Raw genomic sequence first — 24,605 nt, 5'->3', positions numbered from 1 at the left:
TTAGTTTGTTTTATTTGTGTTTTTTATTATTTTCCCTTTTTCTATATGTAATTGATGAGAGATACAATTTGGAATTTGGGATTGAAAATGTGCTACATAGATCAATGTTTGTCCACTTGCAGCTAAATCATCAATTATTTGATTGAAATGAAGAATCTGTTCATTATCTAATCCTTGACAAGGTTCATCTAATACTAAAAGTTTAGGATTTTTCACTAAAGTTCTAGCTAGTAAAACTAAACGTTGTTTACCAATTGGAAGTGTCTTTAGTTTTTTTAATTGATCTTCTTGTAAATCAAAGAATATTAAAAGTTGTTCTAATTTTTGCTGTTGTTCAAAATCTAATTTTTGATACAAAGACATGGAATCAAAAAATCCAGAAGCAATGGCTTGTTTTACGTTTGCATCCATATCAAAATACCAATGTAATTCTGGAGAAATCATTCCAATTTTTTCTTTTATCTCCCAAATACTTTCTCCACTTCCTCGTCTGTTACCAAATAAAGAAATTTCGTTTCCGTAAGCTTGAGGATGATCACCATTAATTAAACTTAATAAAGTTGATTTTCCTGATCCATTTGCTCCATAAACCAACCATTTTTCTCCACTTTTTACTTCCCAATTTATGCCTTCTAAAACTTTTTTGGTACCATAAACTATTTCAACATTCTTCATTTGTATAATGTTTTCTGAAGAATTTTCTTGATGATTTTGTAAAAAATAAGGTAATGGTTTTGATTTTCTTTTTACATCTTTGGTAACTTTATCTGATAATGAAATCTCATATAATTGTCCATTTCTAATTTCAGCGAAATGTTTTACAGATTCTGGGGAATCATCGTCATTGTTAATCAGTATAAACGTAACTCCTTTTGTTGTTAAATCATCTATATATTGATTCAGATTTTTTCTTGTTTCAATATCTAATCCTGTGTAAGGTTGATCTATAATCAACAATTGAGGTTCTAACCAAAGTACTTTTATGAGTTGCAATTTCTTGTGTTCTCCACTAGAAAGTTCAATTAGTTGTTGATTTTTAAAATTATCAAATCCAAAAATTTTTAATAAATGTTCGACCTTTTCAAATGTTAAATTTTCTTTTTTTTCAAATCGTTTTAATTCAGCTAAAACTGTTAAAGTATCATTTTGTTCAATTTTATTGTATCGTTGCTGGTAGTAAAAATTTTTCTGTCCATCAAGATTTGTAAATTGAAACCAGTTTGGAACATAAATGACTTGCTTTGGTAAATGACTTGTTTCACAAAAATTAATTTCAAGAAAACCTTCATAATTTTCGATTTCTTTAGAGATGATTTTAGCTAAAGTTGTTTTTCCGCTTCCACTAATTCCTTTTATCATCCAATTTTCTTTGGCCTTTATTTGCCATGAAAAATCTTTTAAAATCGAATTTTGTTGATATCCGAAAGATAGATTCGTTATTTTTAGAATTGTATTTTCCAATTTACTTTTCTTTAAATTTTATGAAACAAGTATTATTATAATCTGTAAGATTAAACTGTTTTAATTGCTTTCATTGCAGTCATTGCTTTACGTAATTCTTTTCCTACAATTTCTACAGGATGGTTACGTAAAACATCATTGATATTTACTAATGTTACATTATCAACAGAATTATCTTTTCCTTCATTAAAATCTTTTCCAACAACATCAACATTAATGTTTTTCATGAAATCTTTTAACAATGGTTTACATGCTTGATCAAATAAATAACAACCATATTCTGCTGTATCAGAAATTACACGATTCATTTCGAATAATTTTTTTCTAGCAATTGTATTCGCAATTAATGGTGTTTCGTGTAAAGATTCATAATAAGCAGATTCTGGTTTTATGCCAGCTTCAACCATTGTTTCAAAAGCTAATTCAACTCCGGCACGTACAAATGCAACCATTAAAGTATAATTATCAAAATATTCTTGTTCTGTAATATTAACTTCTCCAGCAGGTGTTTTTTCAAAAGCAGTTTCTCCAGTTTCAGCTCTCCATTTTAAAAGATTTTTATCTCCATTTGCCCAATCTTCCATCATTGTTTTACTAAACTCTCCAGACATGATATCATCTTGATGTTTTTGGAATAATGGACGCATAATGTCTTTTAATTCTTCTGATAATTCGAAAGCTTTAATTTTTGCTGGATTACTTAAGCGATCAAGCATACCACTTACTCCACCATGTTTTAAAGCTTCTGTAATAACTTCTACACCATACTGAACTAATTTTGAAGCATATCCTGCATCAATTCCATTTTCTACCATTTTTTCGAAAGAAAGAATAGAACCTGTTTGTAAAAGACCACATAAAATAGTTTGTTCTCCCATCAAATCAGATTTTACTTCAGCAACAAAAGATGATTTTAAAACACCAGCCTTATGTCCTCCAGTTCCTACGCAATATGCTTTCGCTTGTTCTAATCCTTTACCTTGAGGATCATTTTCCGGGTGAACAGCAATTAATGTTGGAACACCAAATCCTCTTAAATATTCAGCTCTAACTTCTGATCCAGGACATTTTGGAGCAACCATGATTACAGTAATATCTTTACGAATTTGCATTCCTTCTTCAACGATATTGAATCCGTGAGAATATAAAAGTGTTGCGCCTTCTTTAATCAAAGGTTGTACAGCATTGATTACTGAAGTATGTTGTTTATCTGGAGTTAAATTAACAATAACATCAGCAGTAGGAATTAATTCTTCATAAGTACCAACTGTAAAATTATTGCTTGTTGCATTTTTCCAAGAATCTCTTTGTTGTTCAATAGCTTCTTTACGTAAAGCATAAGAAACATCTAATCCACTATCGCGTAAGTTTAAACCTTGATTCAAACCTTGAGCTCCACATCCTACAATAACAATTTTTTTACCTTTTAAGGCATCAGTACCTTTAGAAAATTTTGTGTTGTCTAAAAATTCTGCTTGTGCTAATTGGTATAATTGTTCTCTTAATGATAATGTATTGAAATAGTTAGCCATTTTGTTTTTTTTATATTATTGAGGCTTAATGCCTAATTTAATTATTAATTTATTTTAAAGTTTTGTATATTAATCATATACATGTTGATTTTTACATAGTGAAAACAGAGTTTCCTTTGTCTAGAAATTCATTTTCTATAACTTCTTTAGAAGGTTCATCTTTTTCGAATTGTAATAATTTTTCATGGAAACCAGTACTCGCTTTTATAATTGCAATTCTTGCTCCTCGTACGAATTCTATTAAACCGTATTTTGTAAGTTCCTGAGTAAGATTATCGATTTCCTCGCGATGTCCAGCTGTTTCAAAAACAGTATAATCATTACGAATTACTACAGTGTTTGCGCCATATTGACGTAATAATCTTTCTACGTAAGCTTTTTCTGCGATAATATTTGTTGGAACTTTATATAAAGCTTGTTCTTGCCAGATTAGTTCATCATTATTGTTGAAATAAGCTTTTAGAACATCAACTTGCTTTTCAATTTGCATGCACAGTTTTCGTACAACTTCCTCAGATTCTTCAATAACAATAGTAAATCGATGTACGTTCTCTATTTCAGAAGGAGAAGTACTCAAGCTTTCTATATTAATTTTTCTACGAGTAAAAATTCCAGCAATTCTTCCTAAAATCCCTATTGAATTTTCTGTATATAATGTGATTGTATATTCTTGTTTTGAATCCATAATAGTTTATTTTAATCTGATTTCTGAAACACTTGTACCTTGTTGAACCATAGGAAATACATTATTTTCTTTTCCTACTACAACTTCTAAAAGATATGAACCATCATGCTCTAACATTTGTTTCAAAGCACTTTTTAATTCACTTCTTGCATCAATTTTTTGACCATCGATATGATAAGCTTTAGCTAATGCAACAAAGTCTGGACTTGTAATATCAACAAAAGAATAACGCTTGTCATTAAATAACTCTTGCCATTGACGAACCATTCCTAAGAAACTATTATTTAGAATCAAGATTTTTACTTTCGCTCCAAACTGCATAATTGTTCCAAGTTCTTGTAAAGTCATTTGAAAACCACCGTCTCCACAAACCATTACAACATCTTTTTCTGGAGCTCCGTACCAAGCACCAATGGCAGCTGGTAAGCCAAATCCCATTGTTCCTAATCCTCCAGAAGTAACTAAAAGTTTAGAATCTTTGAATTTTGCGTAACGACATGCGGACATTTGATGTTGACCAACATCTGTAACAATTATAGCTTCACCATCAGTTAAGTCGTTTAAAGTATTTATAACTTCCGCCATAGACATAACATCTGATGAAGGATAGAATTCTTTATCTATAACTTCTTTATGTTCTTCTTTCTCTAATTCTCTAAACTCAGCAAGCCATTCATTATGTTCAGCTTTATCAGTAAATTTTGTAAGTAACGGAAGTGTTTTTTTACAATCTCCCCAAACAGGTACAGTAACTTTTACATTTTTTCCAATTTCTGCTGGATCAATATCTAAATGGATAATTTTTGCTTGCTTAGCATATTTATCTAAACGTCCAGTAACGCGATCATCAAATCTCATTCCTATAGCTATCAATACATCACAATCATTTGTTTTTACATTTGGAGCATAATTTCCATGCATCCCTAATAAACCAACATATTGAGGGTGTTCTGTTTCTATAGCACTTAATCCCATTAAGGTTGTAGCTACAGGAATTCCTGATTTTTTTAAAAAATCTTTTAATTCTTGTTCTGCTTTACCAAGAATAACTCCTTGACCAATAATTGCAAATGGTTTTTTTGCTTCGTTAATTATTTCAGCAGCCGCTTTAACATATTCAGATCTTATTTCTGGTTCAGGTCTATAACTGCGTACATGAGTACATTTCTCATATTTTTGTTTTTCAATAAGTTGAATTTGTGCATTCTTTGTTATATCAATCAGTACTGGTCCTGGTCTTCCGCTACGAGCAATATGAAAAGCTTTTGCTAAAACATCATTAACCTCTTCTGCATCTGTAATTTGATAATTCCATTTAGTGATAGGATTAGTAATGTTAATTACATCTGTTTCTTGGAAAGCATCTGTACCTAAAAGAGAAGCAAAAACTTGGCCTGTAATACATACAATAGGATTACTATCTATCATTGCATCAGCAATTCCTGTGACTAGATTAGTTGCGCCAGGGCCACTAGTTGCAAATGCGACACCAACTTTTCCTGATGTTCTTGCATAACCTTGAGCAGCATGTATTCCACCTTGTTCATGGCGTACTAAGATATGTTTTAGAAAATCTTTATAGTCATACAATGCATCATAAATAGGCATAATAGCACCACCAGGATATCCAAAAACAGTATCAACACCTTCAGCTAGTAAAGCATTAATAATAGCTTGCGAACCTGATATTTGAGTTAAATTATCTGTCGGTAAGGCAGCCTTCTGAAGCGTCCCTAACTTGTCTTGCGTATTTGAATAAGATTCCATTTTTTACTTTTAATTTTGGTTGTTTCCAGTTGTTTTTTCGTTCTGCTAAAGTTTTTTCATCAACTAATAAGTTCAATTGTTTTTTGTCAATATCAATTTCGATAAGGTCATCATTTTCAATTAATGCAATAGGACCTCCATCAAATGCTTCTGGCGTAATATGTCCGACGACAAATCCATGTGTACCTCCACTGAATCTACCATCTGTAATAAGAGCAACCTTATCTCCTAAACCAGCACCAATAATTGCTGAGGTTGGTTTAAGCATTTCTGGCATTCCAGGTCCACCTTTTGGTCCTTCGTTTCGAATCACAATAACACTTCCTGCATTTATTTTTAATTCTTCTATTGCTTTTAAAACTTCTACTTCACTATTAAAAACTTGTGCTTTTCCTTTAAAGTAAAATCCTTCTTTTCCTGATATTTTTGATACTGAACCTTTCGGAGCAAGGTTTCCATATAACATTTGTAAATGACCTGTTTCTTTTATAGGATTGTCTAATTTTCTTATAATATTTTGTTTAGAAAAGTCTAATGATTGAACATTTTCTAAATTCTCTGCAAGAGTTTTTCCTGTTACAGTTAAACATTCTCCATCAAGTAATCCTTCACTTAGCATATATTTCATTACAGCAGGGACACCTCCAATTTTACTTAAATGTTCCATTAAGTACTTTCCACTTGGTTTTAAATCAGCAATAACAGGAGTTTTATCGTTTATTTTTTGAATATCGTCTAAAGTCAATTCTAAATCCATTGTTGCTGCAATTGCTAATAAATGAAGTACAGCATTTGTACTACCACCAAGTACAACAATTACTTTAATCGCATTTTCTAAAGATTTTTTTGTGATGATATCACTTGGTTTAATATCCTTTTCTAATAAATTTTTTAGAAACTTTCCAGCAGTTAAACATTCATTTCTTTTTTCATCACTCATTGCTGGGTAAGAAGATGAATAAGGTAAGCTCATTCCTAAAGCTTCTATTGCAGCAGCCATTGTGTTAGCAGTATACATCCCACCACAAGCACCTGGGCCCGGGCAAGCATTTTGTATGATACCACAATAATCTTTGTCATCTAAATTTCCATTTAGTTTTTTACCAAGAGCTTCAAAAGCAGAAACGATATTTAATTCTTCTTCCTTGTAATGACCAGGAGCAATTGTACCTCCGTAAACCATGATTGATGGTCTGTTTAAACGAGCCATTGCCATAATAGAACCTGGCATATTCTTGTCACATCCAGGAATCGTGATTACACCATCATAAAAATGAGCTGCACAAACTGCTTCGATTGAATCCGCAATAACTTCACGGCTTACTAATGAATATCTCATTCCAGAAGTACCGTTTGTTATTCCATCACTAATTCCGATTGTATTGAATTTTAATCCAATTAAATCATCATTTTTCATACCATCTTGCACTAATTGTGCAAATTGGTTAAGATGCATATTACATGTGTTTCCATCATATCCCATGCTTGCAATCCCAATTAAGGGTTTTTTAAGATCTTCATCACTTAAACCAATACCATGTAGCATTGCTTGCGAAGCCGGTAAAGTAGGGTCTTGTGTAACTGTACTACTGATTTTGTTTAATGATTTTGTGTTATTGTTCATAACTTATTACTATTTGTTTTGCTTGTTTATTTATATAAAAAAAGCCACCTAAAAATAAGGTGGCTCAATAAAATTTATCTTAAAAATTCGTCAATATACCACCTTTCCTAATCTAAAGACTAAGACCAAAATAATGTTAATAATAATGACAAATAAATGTTTCATACAACTGTTTTAAAAATTATAATTTCATAAAAAAAGCCAACTTATAAAAAAGTGGCTTCAATTGATATTATATAAATTCACAACTGTTTACCACTCTCTTTTGAAAGAATGTCTAAGACAATTACATTAATAACGTTGTGAATAAAATTCATTTTTACTTTTTTGATAAACCAAAGCTAGAATTATTTTTTTAAATTAGACAAATATTTTTTCATAAAAATATCATTTATTTGTTATTCGCATTTATTTGTCATTTTTATTGATTTATCATTAAAAATATATTCAATAAATTTTATATATAGAAAATTTTGAAGCAAAAAGTTATTCAAAACGTTTTTAGTTTATACGATTCATCAGAATTCGTACAAAAACTTATTTCCGATTATAAATCTAACCCTAAACATAAGGCTAATATCAAAGGATTTTTAGGATCTGGATTAAGTATTCTTTCTGGACATTTGTTTGATAGATTATCACATCCTATAGTTCTTATTTTTGATGATAAAGAAGAAGCTGCTTATGTTTTAAATGATTTAGAAACTTTGTTTGATAGAGAACAAGTTTTATTTTTTCCATCTTCGTATAAACGTCCTTATGAGGTTGAGGAAGTAAATAATGCTAATGTTGTAATTAGAACAGAAGTTTTAAATAGTTTATCTAATACCAAACATCATAAAATTGTTGTTACTTATGCAGAAGCGTTACAAGAAAAAGTTGTAACAAAAAAAGCTTTATCTACAAATACATTAAAAGTAAAAGTAGGAAATGAATTAGGAATTGATTTTTTAACTGAAGTTTTAATTTCTTATGATTTCAAAAAAGTTGATTTTGTTTCAGAACCAGGAGAGTTTTCTATAAGAGGAGGAATAGTTGATGTTTTTTCATTTTCGAATGAACATCCTTATCGTATTTCATTGTTTGGAGATGAGGTTGAGACAATCAGAACATTTGATATTGAAAATCAATTATCCATATCTACAACAAAGGATATTACTATTATTCCTAATCTAGAAAGTAAAAATGTTGATGAAAAAAGAGAAAGTTTTTTAGAATTTATACCATCAAATAGTATAATTATTACCAAAAATATTTCTGTTTTAGGAAAACAAATCAACAAAAATTTTGAATATGCTGAAGAATCATTCTCAAAATTAAACGGAGAAATCAAACAATTAGAGCCAAAACAGTTGTTTTTAAGTCAAAATGAATTCTTTCATCAATTAGCCGAATTTGGTTCTATTGAAATTGCAATGAAACCATTTTTTGAAACAGTAGATGTTTTAGAATCTCCTTTTAAGCCTCAGCCTACTTTTAATAAACAGTTTGAATTACTTATTGATGATTTAAATGAACATAAAAATAGAGGATATAACAATCTAATTCTTTGTTCCAACGAAAATCAAATAAGAAGATTTGAAGAGATTTTTGAAGATATAGGAAAAGAAGTTTCTTATTCTCCTGTTTTAGGAACATTTTTCCAAGGTTTTATAGATGATGAGCTTCAATTGACATGTTATACAGACCATCAAATTTTTGGACGATATCATAAATTTAATCTTCGTAATTCTTTTACCAAAAAAGAAGCAATCACACTAAAAGAGATTAATTCACTTCAAGTAGGAGATTTTGTTACGCACATAGATTACGGAATTGGAAAATTTGCAGGTCTTGTACGTCTTAATAATAATGGTGTAATGCAAGAATCAATAAAATTGATTTATCAAAATAATGATATTTTATACGTTAATATTCATTCTTTACATAAGATAGCAAAATTTAGAGGAAAAGATGGAGTAGAGCCTAAGGTTTCTAAAATTGGTTCTCCAGCATGGAAAAATTTAAAGAACAAAACTAAAGCTAAAGTAAAGGAAATTGCTTTTGATTTGATAAAATTATATGCAAAACGTCGTGCTCGCAAAGGTTTTTCATATTCACCAGATACTTATTTACAGAATGAATTAGAAGCTTCTTTTATTTATGAAGATACTCCAGATCAATATAAAGCTACACAAGATGTAAAAGCTGATATGGAGTCCGAAAGACCAATGGATAGATTAGTTTGTGGAGATGTTGGTTTTGGTAAAACAGAAGTAGCAATTCGTGCAGCGATGAAGGCAGCTGTTGATGGAAAACAAGTTGCTGTTCTTGTTCCTACAACAATTCTTGCATTTCAGCATTTCAAAACGTTTTCAGAACGATTGGCTGATTTACCTGTAAAAGTTGCATATCTTAATAGGTTTGTTACAGGAACAAAGAAAAAAGCTGTTTTAGATGGATTAAAATCTGGACAAGTAGATATTGTTATTGGTACTCATCAATTAGTAAATCCTAAAATAGAGTATAAAGACTTAGGATTATTAATCGTTGATGAGGAACATAAATTCGGAGTAGGAGTAAAAGATAAATTAAAAACTTTACGAGAAAATATAGATACATTAACTCTTACAGCAACACCAATTCCTAGAACATTACAATTTTCTTTGATGGCTGCTCGTGATTTATCTGTTATTAAAACTCCACCACCAAATAGGCAACCTGTAGATACGCAGTTAGTAGGATTTAATGAAGAAGTCTTCAGAGATTCTATTATGTATGAAATGCAACGAGGAGGACAAGTTTACATTATCCATAATCGAGTTCAATCATTAAAAGATATTGCAGGAATGGTTCAGCGTTTAGTTCCTGATGCTCGTGTTGCAATTGGTCATGGACAAATGGAGGGTAAAGCATTAGAGGCTGTTCTTCTGGATTTTATTGATGGAAGATATGATGTGTTTGTGTCTACAACAATTATAGAATCTGGACTAGATGTACCAAATGCGAATACAATTCTTATTAATGATGCTCAGAATTTTGGTTTAGCTGATTTGCATCAGATGAGAGGAAGGGTAGGTAGAAGTAACCGTAAAGCATTTTGTTATCTAGTAGCACCTCCTATTTCTGTTTTAACAGAAGAAGCTAGAAAAAGATTACAAGCAATCGAACAGTTTTCGGATTTAGGTTCAGGATTTAATATTGCAATGAAAGATTTAGAAATTCGAGGAGCTGGAAATCTTCTAGGAGCTGAACAAACAGGGTTTATGATGGATATTGGTTTTGAAACTTATCAGAAAATTTTAAATGAGGCAATAGAAGAATTAAAGTCAACTGATTTTAAAGATTTATTTGAAGATCAAAATAACGAAACAGAAAAAGAATATGTTTCTGATGTTCAAATTGATTCAGATTTACAAATAATAATTCCAGATGAATATATAGAGAGTTCTGAAGAAAGACTATTACTTTATAAAGATTTAGCAGATATTAATACAGAAGAAGAATTAAGTATTTTTAGAAATAATTTAATTGATAGGTTTGGTCCAATTCCAGAAGAAGTAGAAAATTTATTACAATCAATTCAGCTTAAATGGGTAAGTAAAAAATTAGGTTTTGAGCGTTTGGTTATGAAAAATGGAGTACTCTTAGCTTATTTTATCAATAAGCCACAAAGTGAATTTTACCACTCAGAAAAATTTAGATTAATTTTAAATTATGTCCAAAATAACGCTAAAAATTTAAATTTCAAGGAAAAACAACCCAAAAAAGGAGAGGATTATCCAACATTATTTTTAAGAATAGAAAATGTTAAAAATATTAAAGAAGTGTTAATAGTGTTGAATAATATATTAAATCAATAAAATAAAGTATAAAAAAATAGTTATATTTTAATAAATACAAGGTGAATTAGATTATTTTCTAATTCACTTTTTTTATATACCTATATAAAATACTGATTTTGATAAAAAGTGTGAAATTTTAATGAATTAAGAACTATAACTATTTGTAAATTAACCATTATAGATATTTGTCTAAATAATTATTAAATTTATCAATACAATTTTGTTGGATAAAACATAAACAATTATGGAAACAGCCTCTAGTTACATTCCTATTTTAATTCTATTTATAGTTGCTTTTGCATTTGTAGCTGGAATTATTACAGTTACACATTTTCTTGGACCATCTAGGAAAACAGATGAAAAGTTAGAAAATTTTGAATCTGGTATAAAAAAAGAAGGAAATGCACGTCAACCATTTGCGATTAAGTATTTTTTAGTTGCAATTCTATTCGTTTTGTTCGATGTCGAAGTTGTTTTTTTCTATCCTTATGCTGCTAATTTTAGAGCATTGGGCTGGGGTGGATTCATAGCAGTTGCAACATTTGTAGCCTCTTTTTTTATTATGTATTTATATGTACGTAAAAAAGGTGCATTTGATTGGGAAAAATAATGATTTATTAATTCAAACACAAACACAATGATTCATAATAAAAGACCAGTAACACATAACACTAATGTAAAAATAGTAGAATCTCCTGGAGGTTACGAAGGAGAGGGATTTATGACTATGCAGTTATCAAAGGTAGTTGGATTAGCACGTAAAAATTCTATTTGGCCATTGCCTTTTGCAACAAGTTGTTGTGGAATTGAATTTATGGCAACAATGGCTTCAACTTATGATTTGGCACGCTTTGGCTCAGAACGTTTAGCTTTTACACCAAGACAATGTGATTTATTAATGGTAATGGGAACTATATCAAAAAAAATGGCTCCAGTTCTTAAACAAGTTTATATACAAATGGCAGAACCAAGATGGGTAATGGCTGTTGGTGCTTGTGCTAGTTCAGGTGGGATTTTTGATACTTATTCTGTTTTACAAGGAATAGATGAGGTTATTCCAGTAGATGTATATGTACCAGGTTGCCCTCCTCGTCCAGAAGGAATCATTAATGGTATTTTAAGAATACAAGAATTAGTAGAATCAGAAAGTGTTCGACGAAGAAGTAGTCCAGAATATCAAGAATTATTAGCGAGCTACGGAATTAAATAATTAGTAAATAATGGAAAATTCATTTATAAAAGATCGCTTGGTTCATAAATTTCAAGAGAATATCCTTGGTTATGAAGAACATTTTGGAGTTTTATCTATTTACGCAAATAAAGAGTATAATCTTAAGATTCTTCAATATTTACATGATGAAGAAGAATTAGCTTTTAGGTTTATGAAAGATTTGACAGCTGTACATTATCCAGATCGTGTAGGAGAAGAAATTACAGTGACATACTTAGTGTATAATATGTATAAAGGAGTTGAATTAAGATTAAATTTCAGTATACCTATTAATAATCCTTCAATTTTTACTGCTACAAAATTATTTGAAACATCAAATTGGTTAGAGCGTGAGGTATATGATTTTTTTGGTGTCAATTTTATTGGTCACCCTAATTTGATACGAATTATGAATGTTGATGAAATGGATTATCATCCATTACGAAAAGAATTTCCGTTGGAGGATCAAACACGTAGAGATAAAGACGATGAAATGTTTGGACGTGGAGGAGATTTTCATTTTGGAAATATGAATATAAAAGCCAACTAGTCATGGGAAAAGATAAAGTAAAAAAATCAAAAAAACATGTCGGACTTTCTGATGGATCTTTAGAAAAAAGTACCATTACATTAAACTTAGGACCTACTCATCCTGCTACACATGGTGTATTTCAGAATATTTTAGAGATAGATGGTGAAATAATCAAATCAGCTGTGCCTACGGTTGGATATATTCATCGTGCTTTCGAAAAAATTGCAGAGCGTAGACCTTTGTACCAAATAACACCTTTAACAGATCGCTTAAATTATGTTTCTGCACCATTAAATAATTTAGGTTGGCATATGACAGTAGAAAAATTCTTAGGTTTAGAAATACCAAAAAGAGTTTCTTATCTACGTATTATAATTATGGAGCTATCTCGTATTGCAGATCATATTGTATGTAACTCTATTATGGGGGTTGATACAGGAGCTTTTACGGGATTTTTATATGTTATGCAGTATAGGGAGCTTATTTATGAAATTTTTGAAGAAATATGTGGCTCAAGATTGACTACAAATATTGGTAGAATAGGAGGTTTTGAAAGAGATTTCTCTGATGTTGCTTGGAATAAAATCTATCAATTTTTAAAAGAATTCCCTGGAGTTTTAACAGAGTTTGAAAATCTTTTTTTAAGAAATAGAATTTTTATGGATCGTACTCAGGGAGTTGGAGGTATTTCTGCTGAAAGAGCTTTAAATTATGGATTTACAGGACCTAATTTAAGAGCTGCAGGTGTTGATTATGATATCCGTGTTGCAAAACCATATTGTAGGTATGATGAATTTGAATTTGATATCCCAGTTGGTACAACAGGAGATTGTTACGATAGATTTTTAGTTCGTGGTCAAGAGATGTGGCAAAGTATGCGAATTATTAATCAAGCAATAGACAAAATAAACGTTTTAGAAGGAGAAGAAGCAAAATTATATCACGCTGATGCTCCAGATTTCTATTTACCCAAAAAAGCAGATGTATATACAAAAATGGAAGCTTTAATCTATCATTTTAAAATCATTATGGGAGAAATAGAAATTCCTAAAGGAGAGATATATAATTGTATAGAAGCTGCAAATGGAGAATTAGGATTTTATTTTATTTCTGACGGAGGAAGATCTCCTTATAGACTTCATTTCAGAAGACCTTGTTTTATTTATTATCAAGCTTTTCCAGAGATAATAAATGGATTAATGATTTCTGATGCAATCGTTACAATGAGTAGTTTAAACTTAATCGCAGGTGAGCTTGATGCTTAATAAAAATTGTTAGAAATGGAAGTACAATTTTCAGAAGAAACACAACAAAAAGTAAATAAAATTATAGCACGTTATCCAGAAGGTAAACAAAAAAGTGCTTTAATTCCAATACTTCATGTCGCTCAATTAGAATTTGGAGGTTGGTTAGATACACCTCATTTGGATTATGTAGCTCAACTGTTAAATATTTTACCCGTAGAAGTTTACGAAGTAGCTTCTTTTTATTCAATGTTTAATCTTAACCCTGTTGGAAAATATGTTTTAGAAGTTTGTCAAACAGGACCATGTATGTTACGTGGATCTGATAAAATAATAGAACACATCAAAACAAAATTAGATATAAAAGAAGGTGGAACTTCTGCCGATGGATTATTTACATTGAAACCTGCAGAATGTTTAGGTGCTTGTGGTTATGCTCCAATGTTACAATTAGGAAAAACTTATCGAGAAAACTTAACAATAGAAAAGGTTGATGAGTTATTAGAAGAACTGAAAAAACTAGCATAATGGGAAAAAAATTACTATTAAAAAATATAGATGTCCCAGGTATTCGTCACTATAAAGCTTATCACAAAAATGGAGGTTATTCAAGTGCGGAAAAAGCACTTAAAATGACGACAGATGAAATCTTAGAAGAAGTAAAAGCTTCAGGTTTACGTGGGCGTGGAGGTGCTGGATTTCCAACAGGAATGAAATGGAGCTTTTTGGCAAAACCAGAAGGTGTTCCAAGACACTTGGTTGTAAATGCAGACGAATCAGAACCTGGTACATTTAAAGATAGATTTTTGATGGAGTATATTCCTCATTTATTAGTAGAAGGAATTTTAATTTCATCTTATTGCCTTGGATCAAATACATCATTTATTTATATCCGTGGAGAATATGCTTGGGTTGCAGAAATTTTAGAAGAAGCAATCGATGAAGCAAAAGAAGCAGGATGGTTAGGTAAAAATATTCAAGGCTCAGGTTTTGATTTAGAAATTTATGTACAACGTGGTGGTGGAGCTTATATCTGTGGAGAAGAAACAGCATTATTAGAATCATTAGAAGGTAAACGTGGTAATCCTCGTTTAAAACCTCCTTTCCCTGCTGTTAAAGGATTATGGGGAAGACCTACTGTGGTAAATAATGTAGAAACAATTTCTGCCATAGTTCCTATTATAGATATTACAGGAGCAGAATATGCAAAAATTGGAGTAGGACGTTCTACAGGTACAAAATTAATATCTGCTTGTGGTAATATCAATAAACCTGGTGTTTATGAAATAGACATGACAATTACTGTTGAAGAATTTATTTATTCTGACGAATATTGTGGTGGAATAGCAAATGGAAAGCGATTAAAAGCCTGTATTCCTGGTGGAAGTTCAGTTCCTATTGTTCCAGCAAATTTATTATTGAAAACAGCAGAAGGTAAGCCTCGTTATATGAATTATGAAAGTTTATCTGAAGGAGGTTTTCAAACAGGAACAATGATGGGATCTGGAGGATTTATTGTTTTAGATGAAGATCAAGATGTAGTTTATCATACATATACTTTAGCTCGTTTTTATCGACACGAATCGTGTGGACAATGTTCTCCTTGTCGAGAAGGTACAGGTTGGATGGAAAAAATCTTGAAAAGAATTGATCAAGGCAAAGGAAAAATGTCTGATATCGAATTGTTATGGGATGTTCAACGAAAAATTGAAGGAAATACAATTTGTCCATTAGGTGATGCAGCGGCCTGGCCTGTTGCGGCAGCAATTCGTCATTTTCGAGATGAATTTGAATGGCATATAAACAATCCCGAAGAATGTTTAACTCGTAATTATGGTTTAGCTCATTATGCTGATCCTATCGAAATAAATGAACCAGTAAACTAATACGAAGATGGCAGAAGAAACACCATTATTTAAAGTTACTATCGACAACGAAACGATTGAAGTACCAGCAGGAACAACAATCCTTCAAGCCGCTCGTATGCTTGGTAAAGAAATAGCACCTCCAGCGATGTGTTATTATAGTAAATTAGAAAATACAGGAGGAAATTGCAGAACTTGTTTGGTTGAAGTGTCAAAAGGTAGTGAAGCTGATCCTCGTCCAATGCCAAAATTAGTACCTTCATGCCGTACAACAGTTATGGATGGAATGGTTGTGGGTAATAAAACATCAGAAAGAACATTAGAAGCTCGTAAAGGTATAGTTGAATTATTATTAATTAATCATCCTTTAGATTGTCCTGTTTGTGATCAGGCTGGAGAATGTAAATTACAAGATTTAAGCTATGAACATGGAGCAGAAGCTACGCGATATGAATTTGATCGAAGAACTTTTCCAAAAGAAGACTTAGGTCCAAATATTCAGTTGAATATGAATCGATGCATTCTATGTTATCGATGTGTAAAAACAGCTGATCAAATTACTGGATGTCGTGAACATGGAGTAATGAATCGTGGAGATCACGCTGAAATATCTACACATATTCATAAATCTTTAGACAATGAATTTATAGGAAATATTATTGATGTTTGTCCAGTTGGTGCATTAACAGATAAAACGTTTCGTTTTAAAAATCGTGTTTGGTTTTTAAAACCAGTAGATGCACATCGTGATTGTCCTACTTGTTCAGGTAAAGCTCAACTTTGGTTTAGAGGGGATGAGGTATTTCGTGTAACTGCTCGTAAAGATGAGTTTAATGAAGTAAAAGATTGGATTTGTAACGAATGTCGTTTCGAGAAGAAAGATATCAATGATTGGATTTTAGATAAACCATCAGATGTTTCTAAACATTCTGTTATTCGTCAAGGTCATTATTTTGAAAATAAAATAGAACCTAAGGAAACTCTTCCTAAAGTAATAAAAAGAGATCCTAAAATTTTATTGGATATTCATTCTGTTTCACAAGTCAATGAACCCAATAGAGATCTTTCTAAAATAGAAGGACCAGCAACGAGTAATAATTTTAAAGATTAATCATACCTAAATTAATTAAAAATGAGAGAACAATTTATTGCTGATGCATTAGAAAAGTTAGCTTTAGTAGGTATAATGATTGCTTTTGCTTTGGTTATTGCGATGTATGCTACTTGGGCTGAACGAAAAGTTGCAGCTTTTTTACAAGATCGTATTGGTCCGAATAGAGCGGGTATCTTTGGATTATTACAACCACTTGCAGATGGTTTAAAATTATTTTCTAAAGAGGAAATTATTCCAAAAGATTCTAATAAATTCTTATTTATTCTAGGGCCTTCATTAGCTATGTTAGTAGCTTGTATGACGGGTGCTGTTATTCCTTGGTCTACAGCATTTCAGTTTGGAGATAGAATTGTAGTTCCACAAATAGCTGATATAAATATTGGATTCTTGTATATCCTAGCTGTACTAAGTATTGGTGTCTATGGAATTATGATAGGTTCTTGGGCTTCCAATAATAAATATTCTTTGATGGGAGGATTGCGTGCTGCATCACAGATGATTTCGTACGAACTACCAATGGGGATAGTGTTGATTACGATTTTAATGTTTACAGGGTCTTTGAAATTAAGTGATATAGTTCATTATCAACAAGAACATGCATGGTTTGTCGTTTTACAACCTTTAGGGTTTATTATCTTTTTGGTTTGTTCGTTTGCAGAAACGAATCGTACTCCTTTTGATTTAGCTGAAGCTGAAAATGAATTGATAGGTGGTTATCATTCAGAATATTCTTCAATGAAAATGGGATTTTACTTATTTGCGGAATACATAAATATCTTTATTAGTTCTGTTGTTATATCAACTTTATATTTCGGAGGATATGACATTCCATTTGTTAACGATGCAAAATTAGTAGAGTCAATAGGAATGAATGGTGTTGCTATTCTAAATTTCATATCATTATTTGCTAAGGCATGTTTTTTTATTTTCTTTTATATGTGGGTACGCTGGACGATTCCGCGTTTCAGATATGATCAATTGATGAATTTAGGATGGAAAAAATTATTGCCTCTGGCGTTAATAAATATGCTATTAACGGGATTAGTGATTTTATTATTAGAAAAGTAGAATCTCAAAATTATTAAAAATTATGGAACCAATTACAAATAGAGCTAAACAAGTAGAGCGCAAACCAATAACATTTTTGGAAAGTATCTATTTTGTTGCTATTGCAAAAGGATTGATGATTACATTAAAACATTTCTTTTCTAAAAAAGCAACAATTAGCTATCCAGAAAAGCAAAGGCCATTTAGTCCAGTATTTAGAGGGTTACATGTTCTGAATAGAGATGAAGAAAATCGTGAAAATTGTACAGCTTGTGGTTTATGTGCACTCGCTTGTCCAGCAGAAGCTATAACAATGGAAGCTGCAGAAAGGTTACCTGGAGAAGAAAATCTTTATCGTGAAGAAAAGTACGCTGCAAAATATGAAATAAATATGTTGAGATGTATTTTTTGTGGATTCTGTGAAGAAGCTTGTCCAAAAGATGCTGTTTATTTATCACAAACAGTTCCCCCTGCGAGTTTTGATCGTAAAAACTTTATCTATTCAAAACAAGATTTATTAATCCCGAAAAAAGCTATAAACTAATGGAATTAACTTTAATTTTTTTTTACGTTTTATCGAGCTTAACGGTGTTAAGTGCGTTATTAATGGTGTTTAGTAAAAATCCTGTACATTCAATATTATACTTAATTATCACATTTTTCTGTATTAGTGGTCATTATGTTTTACTAAATGCTCAATTTCTAGCGATTGTAAACATAATAGTTTATGCAGGTGCAATAATGGTATTATTCCTCTTTGTTGTGATGTTGATGAATTTGAATAATGAAACGCTTTCTTTCGGGAAACCAACTAAATTATTAGCAGCTAGTCTAATTTCTTTATTATTCATTGTGCTTACAATAGGTATTTTCTCAAAAAATCAATCAGCGACTTCTACGGCAATAGAACCAATTACAGGAGAAATAGGTTTAATACATAATCTTGGGACTTTACTGTACTCAGAATATGTTTTACCATTCGAATTAAGTAGCGTTCTATTCATTTCAGCAATGATAGGAGCTGTTATGTTATCAAAGAAAGATGAAGAAATATTGGATTAAATATAAAAAGTAAAACATGTTACCAATCAGTTATTATATTACTTTATCATTAATCCTATTTGGAATAGGAATGACAGGTGTTATGATTCGTCGTAATGCAATAGTTATTTTTATGTGTATAGAATTAATGTTAAACGCTGTGAATTTATTATTAGTGGCATTTTCTAAAATGCTTTATCATACAAATCCAGCCTTAGAAAAAGGAGCTGATGCACAGTTGTTAGTCTTCTTTATTATGATAGTAGCCGCAGCTGAAGTTGCAGTAGGTTTATCTGTAATAATATTGTTATTCCGCAAAGTACATTCAGTAGATATCAATGTGTTAAATCGATTAAAAAGATAAAGAATGGAGAAATATATATGGTTAATTCCTTTGATTCCATTCATAGGATTTTTAATAAATGGATTAGGAAGAAATGTACTTTCAAAAAGCTTAGTTACTTTTATTGGTAGCGGAGCAGTCTTGTTTAGTTTTATTCTTTCAATTATGGTATTTGTATCTGTTCCTTCGGGAGCTACAGCTCAGCCATTAATTTTTAAGGCATTTGATATTATTAATATTCCAACATTGCAAGTACCTTTTGCATTTCAAATAGATGCTTTAACAAGTTTATTCTTGTTAATTATTACTGGTGTTGGATTTTTAATTCATGTTTATAGTTCTGCTTATATGAGCGAGGACGAAGGTTTTGCTAAATTCTTTTCATACCTTAATCTTTTCATTTTTTTTATGTTAATTCTTGTAATGGGAAATAACTTTGTTATGATGTTCATAGGTTGGGAAGGAGTTGGATTATGTTCTTTCTTATTAATAGGATTTTGGTTTACAAACCCTGAATATATAAAAGCAGCAAAAAAAGCTTTTATCATGAACCGTATCGGTGATGTAGGCTTTTTATTAGCTATGTTTTGGATTTTTAAAGAATTTGGAACATTAGAATATGTAAAAGTATTTCATCAATTAGCTATAGATCCAGCTGCATTTACAGGTTTTGTATTAACAGGAATTACATTATTGTTATTTTTAGCAGCAACAGGTAAATCAGCTCAATTACCATTATTCACATGGTTACCAGATGCAATGGCAGGACCAACTCCAGTATCTGCATTAATACATGCTGCGACAATGGTTACAGCAGGTATATTTATGATAACTCGTTGTAATATTCTTTTCACAGCAGCACCATTTACATTAGAAATTATACAATATATAGGAATCGCAACAGCATTTGTAACAGCAACAATTGCAATGCAACAGAATGACATTAAAAAAGTTTTGGCTTATTCTACAGTATCTCAACTTGGATTAATGTTTGCTGCAATTGGTTCTGGTGCTTATATCGCTGCGGTTTTCCATGTAATGACTCATGCTTTTTTCAAAGCATTACTTTTCTTAGGTGCAGGTTCTGTTATTCATGGAATGCATCACGAACAGGATATGCGTAAAATGGGAGGATTAAAGAAATACATGAAAATTACTCATATAACTTTCTTAATAGGATGTTTAGCGATTTCTGGAATACCTGGTTTATCAGGTTTCTTTTCGAAAGATGAAATGTTACTAGGAATGTTTGTTTCTAATCCTATCGTTTATGGATTAGGTTTTATAGTTTCTGTAATGACGGCTTTCTATATGTTCCGCTTATATGCAATGACTTTTTTAGGAGATTTACGTGATAAACATGTTCATCCTCACGAAAGTCCAGCAGCTATGACAATTCCTTTAATTATTTTAGCATTTCTATCTGTTTTTGCAGGTTATGTTGGTATTCCAGAATTATTTGTAGAGAATGGGCATAAATTACAAAACTTCCTTAGTGGAGTAGTGGTTATTGGTGAAGCACATCATATTGCTCATTCTACTGAATATTTAATGATGGGAGCTCTATTTGTTTGTGTTATTCTAGCTATTGCTTATGCAATAAAAAAATACACAGATTCAAAAGATGAAGAAGCAACTGGAATTGCAAAGTTCTTTGAAAATAAATGGTATATCGATGAATTATATGATAAAGCAATCGTAAAACCTTTATTCGAATTAGGTTATGTTCTAAAGAAATATGTCGAGAAAGCTGGCTTAGCTGCTTTTGTTGTTGGTTTTGGATCTGTATCTGGTAATACATCAAAAAATGTACGCCAATTACAAAACGGAAATGTAGGATTTTATATCATGCTTATGGTTATTGGACTTGTCGCTGGTATTTCAATCTTTTTTATAGGGTATTTAATTTCACAAAATAGTTAATAATGCTTTTATCTTTATTTATCATTTTACCATTAATAGTAGGAGTTTTTATGCTATTAATGAAAGGTCAAAAACCACAAAAATGGTTTGGTGCATTTGTCGCAGGAGCTTTAATTGCATTATTCTTTTCGATATCTTGTAAAGAAAGTGGACTAGAAAATATTTATCAAACTCAGTGGTTTCATTTCAATAACATTAAAACTTATTTTGCTTTAAATGCTAGTGGATTAGGAGGTTTAATGTTAATATTATCAAATTTCACATATTTAGCATTATTCATTTATCTATCTACAACAAAACAAAAATATACGAATACATTCTACGGATTATTATTAATTACATTAGCTGGTTTAAACGGAGTTTTTCTAGCCCATGATTTAATTTTATTCTACTTTTTTTGGGAGTTAGTTTTAATTCCAGTTTATTTCTTAATTGGATTATTTGGATTAGGAAAAGATAAATTGAGAATTAATATGACATTCTTTCTGTATACTATTTTTGGTTCAATGTTTATGTTAGGAGGAATTGTTTATATCGGATTTTTCTTAAGACCTGTATCTTTTTTATTAGAAGATGTTCAGCAAGTTACAGCTGCAGCTTATTCAACAAATACTGCGTTAGCATTGTTGTTTTTAATAGCTTTTGTAATCAAAATTCCAATTTTCCCATTCCATACATGGCAACCAACAATATATAAAACATCACCAACGCCATTAACAGTAGTATTATCTGCTCTTATGGCAAAAATGGGATTGTTTGCAATTGTAACGTGGTATTTAGGATTATTTCCAGAAATTTCTCACTTATTCAAATACATTATATATATAGCGATTATAGGATTAGTTTATGCTTCATTAATTGCATTAAGCGCAAACAACGTGAAGAAAATTATTGCTTATAGCTCAATCGCGCATTTAGCTTTAATATTTGTTTCACTTTTTTCAGAATTATCAAATGGTATTACGGGAGCATATTTTCAAATGTTTTCTCACGGATTAGTTGTTCTAGGATTATGGTTATGTGTAGATGTTATGGAAAAAAAATATCATTTAACAGATATTAAATCAATTAGTGGTTTAGCTAAAGTAAATCCTACTTTATCTATTCTATTTATGATTTTTTGTTTAGCCAATGTAGCATTGCCTTTAACAAGTTCATTTGTTGGAGAGTTTATGATGCTTTCAGCATTATTTATATATAACCCTATAATTTGTGTTATAGCATGTTTAGGTGTTATCTTATCGGCAGTTTATACGTTGAGGTTATCAAGCGCATTACTTTTTGGAGAAGTAAAAAATATAAAACACAAAGATTTAAAGAAAAATAGTTTTGGACCTATTGCAGTTTTAGCTGTTCTAGCAATTATAATAATTGTTTTAGGAGTTTATCCAGCACCAATTTTTAATTTTTTAGCCCATTAATCATTTTGAAAAAATAGAATATGAATACTATTATTTTATCAGCACTTTCAGGAGTTATTTTGATGTTCAGTGGATTTTTCATCAAAAATAATCGTGCATTAAATATTCTTTCTGTTATATTATTTTTCGGAATGATTATAGGAGGGATTTTCGAACTCAGAGGATGTTCTATGTTTGCAGGACAATTTGATAATATGATTGAAAAATCACTTTATGGAGTTTCCTTTTTTATAGCTTTAGCAGCATTAGCTATTTTTTATCTATTAATTAATAAAGATGCATTTGTTAAAGTAGGAAAACATGTAGCAGAATATTATGCACTTATTTTCTTTTCTTTTGTTGGAATTGCAGTTTTAGCCCAATTTCATAATTTGGTTATGATGTTCTTGGGGATAGAACTTCTTTCAATTCCTATGTATATTATAGCAGGAACAAGCAAAACAAGTATTAAAAGTACAGAAGCCTCAGTAAAATATTTCTTGATGGGAGCTTTTTCTACAGGAATACTTTTATTAGGTATAGCATTTTTATATGGTTCAACAGGTTCATTCATGATGGATAAGTTAGTAAACTACATGAAAGATTTCGAAGCACTATATTATTTAGGTTGGTGTTTAATCATCTTCTCATTTTGTTTCAAAGTTTCTGCAGCACCATTTCATGCATGGACACCAGATGTATATGATGGTACGCCAACTGTTTTCACATCATTCATGTCTACAATTGTAAAAGGTGGATCATTCTTAGGATTTATTTTAGTGCTAAGATCATTACCTGTAAACACTCAATATGGCTCATACTACCAATTATTATTAGCCTCAATTATTATTCTAACATTATTTATAGGAAATTTTGGAGCAGTTACTCAGAAATCAGTAAAAAGAATGATGGCTTATTCGTCAATCGCACAAGCAGGATTTATGTTGTTTGCATTATTTTTTATAAACTCAGCATCCAAAGAAGCTTTATTGTTCTATACAATATCATATTCAATTGCTAATATTATAATATTTTATACAATCAATCAGTTTAAAAAGCCAACGTTTGAGAATTTTTCAGGTTTAGGAAAAGCAAATCCTATTTTAGCAGCATCTGTTACAATAGCCTTAATATCTCTTGCAGGTATTCCATTAACTGGAGGTTTTTTTGCAAAATTCATGGCATTAAGTATAGCAGGAGCAAACGATAAAAATTTATTTTTAATAGTAATTGCTTTAGTAATGGCAGTGCTTAGTATGTACTATTATTTCAAAGTAATCAATTATATCTATTTCAAAAAAGGAAAGAATAAAGTAAAAACACAAGATGGTTTAACAAATTTCTTACTTATTTTAGGAATGATAATTCTTATAGTTATGGGAATTTTCCCAGGAATTTTATCATCATTTCTACAAACACCAATGTGGTAATTCATTAATAATATACCTATCAAAAGCTCTTATCAATTTTTATAAGAGCTTTTTTTATAAATAAATTTTATATTTTTTTGGGTTGAATCGTAACCTTTCAGTTTACTTTCTCACGAGTCGATATCTCAAAGTAGCTAGCAACATCAACTTTTCAAGGTAGCTGTTACTCGCTAATTATGACATGGCTTAACACAATTAGTATGGAGAACAACCATTTTTTTCCAGTGTTTAAGTGTTTCAGTTATTAAGTTAGGTATATCACTTATAGCTTAAGACTAATAACTCACCAACTGTCATTCAGAGCTTTTCGAAGAATCTTTTAGTTATTGTGTTCTTCATATTAATATATAATGTAAAACTTATAACTTAAGACTTGCAACTCATTACTTAGAACTCACGAACTGTCATTCATAGCCTGTCGAAGAATCTTTTGAGTTACTAGGTTCAAGTTCTTCAGTGTTTCAGTTATTTTACTTATTTTACTTATAACTTAAGACTAATAACTAAGAACTCACAACTTAGAACTCACGAACTGTCATTCATAGCCTGTCGAAGAATCTTTG

General features: G+C 30.7%; 20 protein-coding genes. 15 read left to right on the top strand and 5 right to left on the bottom strand.

What is annotated here, in order from left to right; translation table 11 throughout:
* The 5 genes from RT575_RS13375 to ilvD form a co-directional block, all read right to left on the bottom strand.
* Positions 1–1,461 (bottom strand): ATP-binding cassette domain-containing protein, encoded by a 1,461-nt coding sequence (locus RT575_RS13375; protein ID WP_313581505.1) that lies wholly within the window; start codon positions 1,459–1,461, stop codon positions 1–3.
* Positions 1,462–1,511: 50 nt separating this feature from the next.
* The gene (ilvC, locus tag RT575_RS13370) at positions 1,512–2,993 is read right to left on the bottom strand and encodes a ketol-acid reductoisomerase (RefSeq protein WP_313581504.1); all 1,482 of its coding nucleotides are present in this window, start codon (positions 2,991–2,993) and stop codon (positions 1,512–1,514) included.
* 91 nt (positions 2,994–3,084) lie between these two features.
* A complete protein-coding gene (ilvN, locus tag RT575_RS13365; protein ID WP_313581503.1) occupies positions 3,085–3,678 on the bottom strand; it encodes an acetolactate synthase small subunit in 594 nt (197 codons plus the stop codon).
* Between the two features lie 6 nt (positions 3,679–3,684).
* Entirely contained in the window at positions 3,685–5,445 is a 1,761-nt protein-coding gene (gene ilvB, locus RT575_RS13360) for a biosynthetic-type acetolactate synthase large subunit (protein ID WP_313581502.1), read from the bottom strand.
* Positions 5,378–7,069 carry a dihydroxy-acid dehydratase gene (gene ilvD, locus RT575_RS13355; RefSeq protein WP_313581501.1) on the bottom strand — a complete coding sequence of 564 codons (1,692 nt, stop codon included), beginning with the start codon at positions 7,067–7,069 and terminating at the stop codon, positions 5,378–5,380. The genes ilvB and ilvD overlap by 68 nt, the downstream gene beginning before the upstream one ends.
* A gap of 473 nt (positions 7,070–7,542) precedes the next feature.
* Between ilvD and mfd the strand changes: the two genes are divergently transcribed.
* The 15 genes from mfd to RT575_RS13280 all read left to right on the top strand — a co-directional run bounded on the left by mfd (position 7,543) and on the right by RT575_RS13280 (position 24,042).
* The gene (mfd, locus tag RT575_RS13350; protein WP_313581500.1) at positions 7,543–10,911 is read left to right on the top strand and encodes a transcription-repair coupling factor; all 3,369 of its coding nucleotides are present in this window, start codon (positions 7,543–7,545) and stop codon (positions 10,909–10,911) included.
* 226 nt (positions 10,912–11,137) lie between these two features.
* Positions 11,138–11,503, top strand: a complete 366-nt coding sequence (locus tag RT575_RS13345) for an NADH-quinone oxidoreductase subunit A (RefSeq protein WP_313386877.1) — start codon at positions 11,138–11,140, stop codon at positions 11,501–11,503.
* Between the two features lie 27 nt (positions 11,504–11,530).
* Positions 11,531–12,103, top strand: coding sequence for an NADH-quinone oxidoreductase subunit B (locus RT575_RS13340; protein ID WP_313374695.1), 573 nt, complete (start codon positions 11,531–11,533; stop codon positions 12,101–12,103).
* A 10-nt stretch (positions 12,104–12,113) separates the two neighbouring features.
* Complete coding sequence (locus tag RT575_RS13335) at positions 12,114–12,653, top strand: NADH-quinone oxidoreductase subunit C (RefSeq protein WP_313386878.1); 540 nt, start codon at positions 12,114–12,116, stop codon at positions 12,651–12,653.
* 2 nt (positions 12,654–12,655) lie between these two features.
* Entirely contained in the window at positions 12,656–13,900 is a 1,245-nt protein-coding gene (locus RT575_RS13330; protein WP_313581499.1) for an NADH-quinone oxidoreductase subunit D, read from the top strand.
* A gap of 15 nt (positions 13,901–13,915) precedes the next feature.
* Positions 13,916–14,407 (top strand): NAD(P)H-dependent oxidoreductase subunit E, encoded by a 492-nt coding sequence (locus RT575_RS13325; RefSeq protein ID WP_313386880.1) that lies wholly within the window; start codon positions 13,916–13,918, stop codon positions 14,405–14,407.
* Entirely contained in the window at positions 14,407–15,765 is a 1,359-nt protein-coding gene (nuoF, locus tag RT575_RS13320) for an NADH-quinone oxidoreductase subunit NuoF (RefSeq protein WP_313581498.1), read from the top strand. Before RT575_RS13325 ends, nuoF begins: the two co-directional genes overlap by 1 nt.
* Before the next feature lie 7 nt (positions 15,766–15,772).
* The gene (locus tag RT575_RS13315; protein ID WP_313581497.1) at positions 15,773–16,855 is read left to right on the top strand and encodes a 2Fe-2S iron-sulfur cluster-binding protein; all 1,083 of its coding nucleotides are present in this window, start codon (positions 15,773–15,775) and stop codon (positions 16,853–16,855) included.
* Positions 16,856–16,876: 21 nt separating this feature from the next.
* Complete coding sequence (gene nuoH, locus RT575_RS13310) at positions 16,877–17,926, top strand: NADH-quinone oxidoreductase subunit NuoH (RefSeq protein WP_313386883.1); 1,050 nt, start codon at positions 16,877–16,879, stop codon at positions 17,924–17,926.
* A gap of 22 nt (positions 17,927–17,948) precedes the next feature.
* The gene (nuoI, locus tag RT575_RS13305) at positions 17,949–18,449 is read left to right on the top strand and encodes an NADH-quinone oxidoreductase subunit NuoI (protein WP_313386884.1); all 501 of its coding nucleotides are present in this window, start codon (positions 17,949–17,951) and stop codon (positions 18,447–18,449) included.
* The gene (locus RT575_RS13300; protein WP_313581496.1) at positions 18,449–18,967 is read left to right on the top strand and encodes an NADH-quinone oxidoreductase subunit J; all 519 of its coding nucleotides are present in this window, start codon (positions 18,449–18,451) and stop codon (positions 18,965–18,967) included. Before nuoI ends, RT575_RS13300 begins: the two co-directional genes overlap by 1 nt.
* Positions 18,968–18,983: 16 nt before the next feature.
* On the top strand, positions 18,984–19,310 hold the full coding sequence (gene nuoK / locus RT575_RS13295; protein WP_313374682.1) for an NADH-quinone oxidoreductase subunit NuoK: 327 nt from the start codon (positions 18,984–18,986) through the stop codon (positions 19,308–19,310).
* Positions 19,311–19,313: 3 nt separating this feature from the next.
* Complete coding sequence (gene nuoL / locus RT575_RS13290) at positions 19,314–21,212, top strand: NADH-quinone oxidoreductase subunit L (protein WP_313581495.1); 1,899 nt, start codon at positions 19,314–19,316, stop codon at positions 21,210–21,212.
* 2 nt (positions 21,213–21,214) lie between these two features.
* Positions 21,215–22,633, top strand: a complete 1,419-nt coding sequence (locus tag RT575_RS13285) for an NADH-quinone oxidoreductase subunit M (protein WP_313581494.1) — start codon at positions 21,215–21,217, stop codon at positions 22,631–22,633.
* A gap of 20 nt (positions 22,634–22,653) precedes the next feature.
* Positions 22,654–24,042, top strand: a complete 1,389-nt coding sequence (locus RT575_RS13280; RefSeq protein ID WP_313581493.1) for an NADH-quinone oxidoreductase subunit N — start codon at positions 22,654–22,656, stop codon at positions 24,040–24,042.
* Positions 24,043–24,605 lie beyond the last annotated feature (563 nt).

It is taken from the genome of Chishuiella sp. (assembly GCF_032109125.1).
In the GTDB taxonomy this organism is placed as follows: Bacteria; Bacteroidota; Bacteroidia; order Flavobacteriales; family Weeksellaceae; genus Empedobacter.
Note: the sequence above shows the minus strand (reverse complement) of the source record. Positions and strands in the feature narration are given on the sequence as shown.

Coding starts and splice junctions, on each gene's coding strand:
- ilvN (WP_313581503.1), bottom strand. CDS start 3,678: ATGGATTCAAAACAAGAATATACAATCACATTATATACAGAAAATTCA.
- RT575_RS13335 (WP_313386878.1), top strand. CDS start 12,114: ATGGAAAATTCATTTATAAAAGATCGCTTGGTTCATAAATTTCAAGAG.
- RT575_RS13280 (WP_313581493.1), top strand. CDS start 22,654: ATGAATACTATTATTTTATCAGCACTTTCAGGAGTTATTTTGATGTTC.
- RT575_RS13315 (WP_313581497.1), top strand. CDS start 15,773: ATGGCAGAAGAAACACCATTATTTAAAGTTACTATCGACAACGAAACG.
- RT575_RS13345 (WP_313386877.1), top strand. CDS start 11,138: ATGGAAACAGCCTCTAGTTACATTCCTATTTTAATTCTATTTATAGTT.
- RT575_RS13340 (WP_313374695.1), top strand. CDS start 11,531: ATGATTCATAATAAAAGACCAGTAACACATAACACTAATGTAAAAATA.
- nuoL (WP_313581495.1), top strand. CDS start 19,314: ATGGAGAAATATATATGGTTAATTCCTTTGATTCCATTCATAGGATTT.
- ilvD (WP_313581501.1), bottom strand. CDS start 7,069: ATGAACAATAACACAAAATCATTAAACAAAATCAGTAGTACAGTTACA.
- nuoI (WP_313386884.1), top strand. CDS start 17,949: ATGGAACCAATTACAAATAGAGCTAAACAAGTAGAGCGCAAACCAATA.
- RT575_RS13300 (WP_313581496.1), top strand. CDS start 18,449: ATGGAATTAACTTTAATTTTTTTTTACGTTTTATCGAGCTTAACGGTG.
- RT575_RS13325 (WP_313386880.1), top strand. CDS start 13,916: ATGGAAGTACAATTTTCAGAAGAAACACAACAAAAAGTAAATAAAATT.
- RT575_RS13330 (WP_313581499.1), top strand. CDS start 12,656: ATGGGAAAAGATAAAGTAAAAAAATCAAAAAAACATGTCGGACTTTCT.
- nuoK (WP_313374682.1), top strand. CDS start 18,984: ATGTTACCAATCAGTTATTATATTACTTTATCATTAATCCTATTTGGA.
- ilvB (WP_313581502.1), bottom strand. CDS start 5,445: ATGGAATCTTATTCAAATACGCAAGACAAGTTAGGGACGCTTCAGAAG.
- RT575_RS13285 (WP_313581494.1), top strand. CDS start 21,215: ATGCTTTTATCTTTATTTATCATTTTACCATTAATAGTAGGAGTTTTT.
- nuoF (WP_313581498.1), top strand. CDS start 14,407: ATGGGAAAAAAATTACTATTAAAAAATATAGATGTCCCAGGTATTCGT.
- ilvC (WP_313581504.1), bottom strand. CDS start 2,993: ATGGCTAACTATTTCAATACATTATCATTAAGAGAACAATTATACCAA.
- nuoH (WP_313386883.1), top strand. CDS start 16,877: ATGAGAGAACAATTTATTGCTGATGCATTAGAAAAGTTAGCTTTAGTA.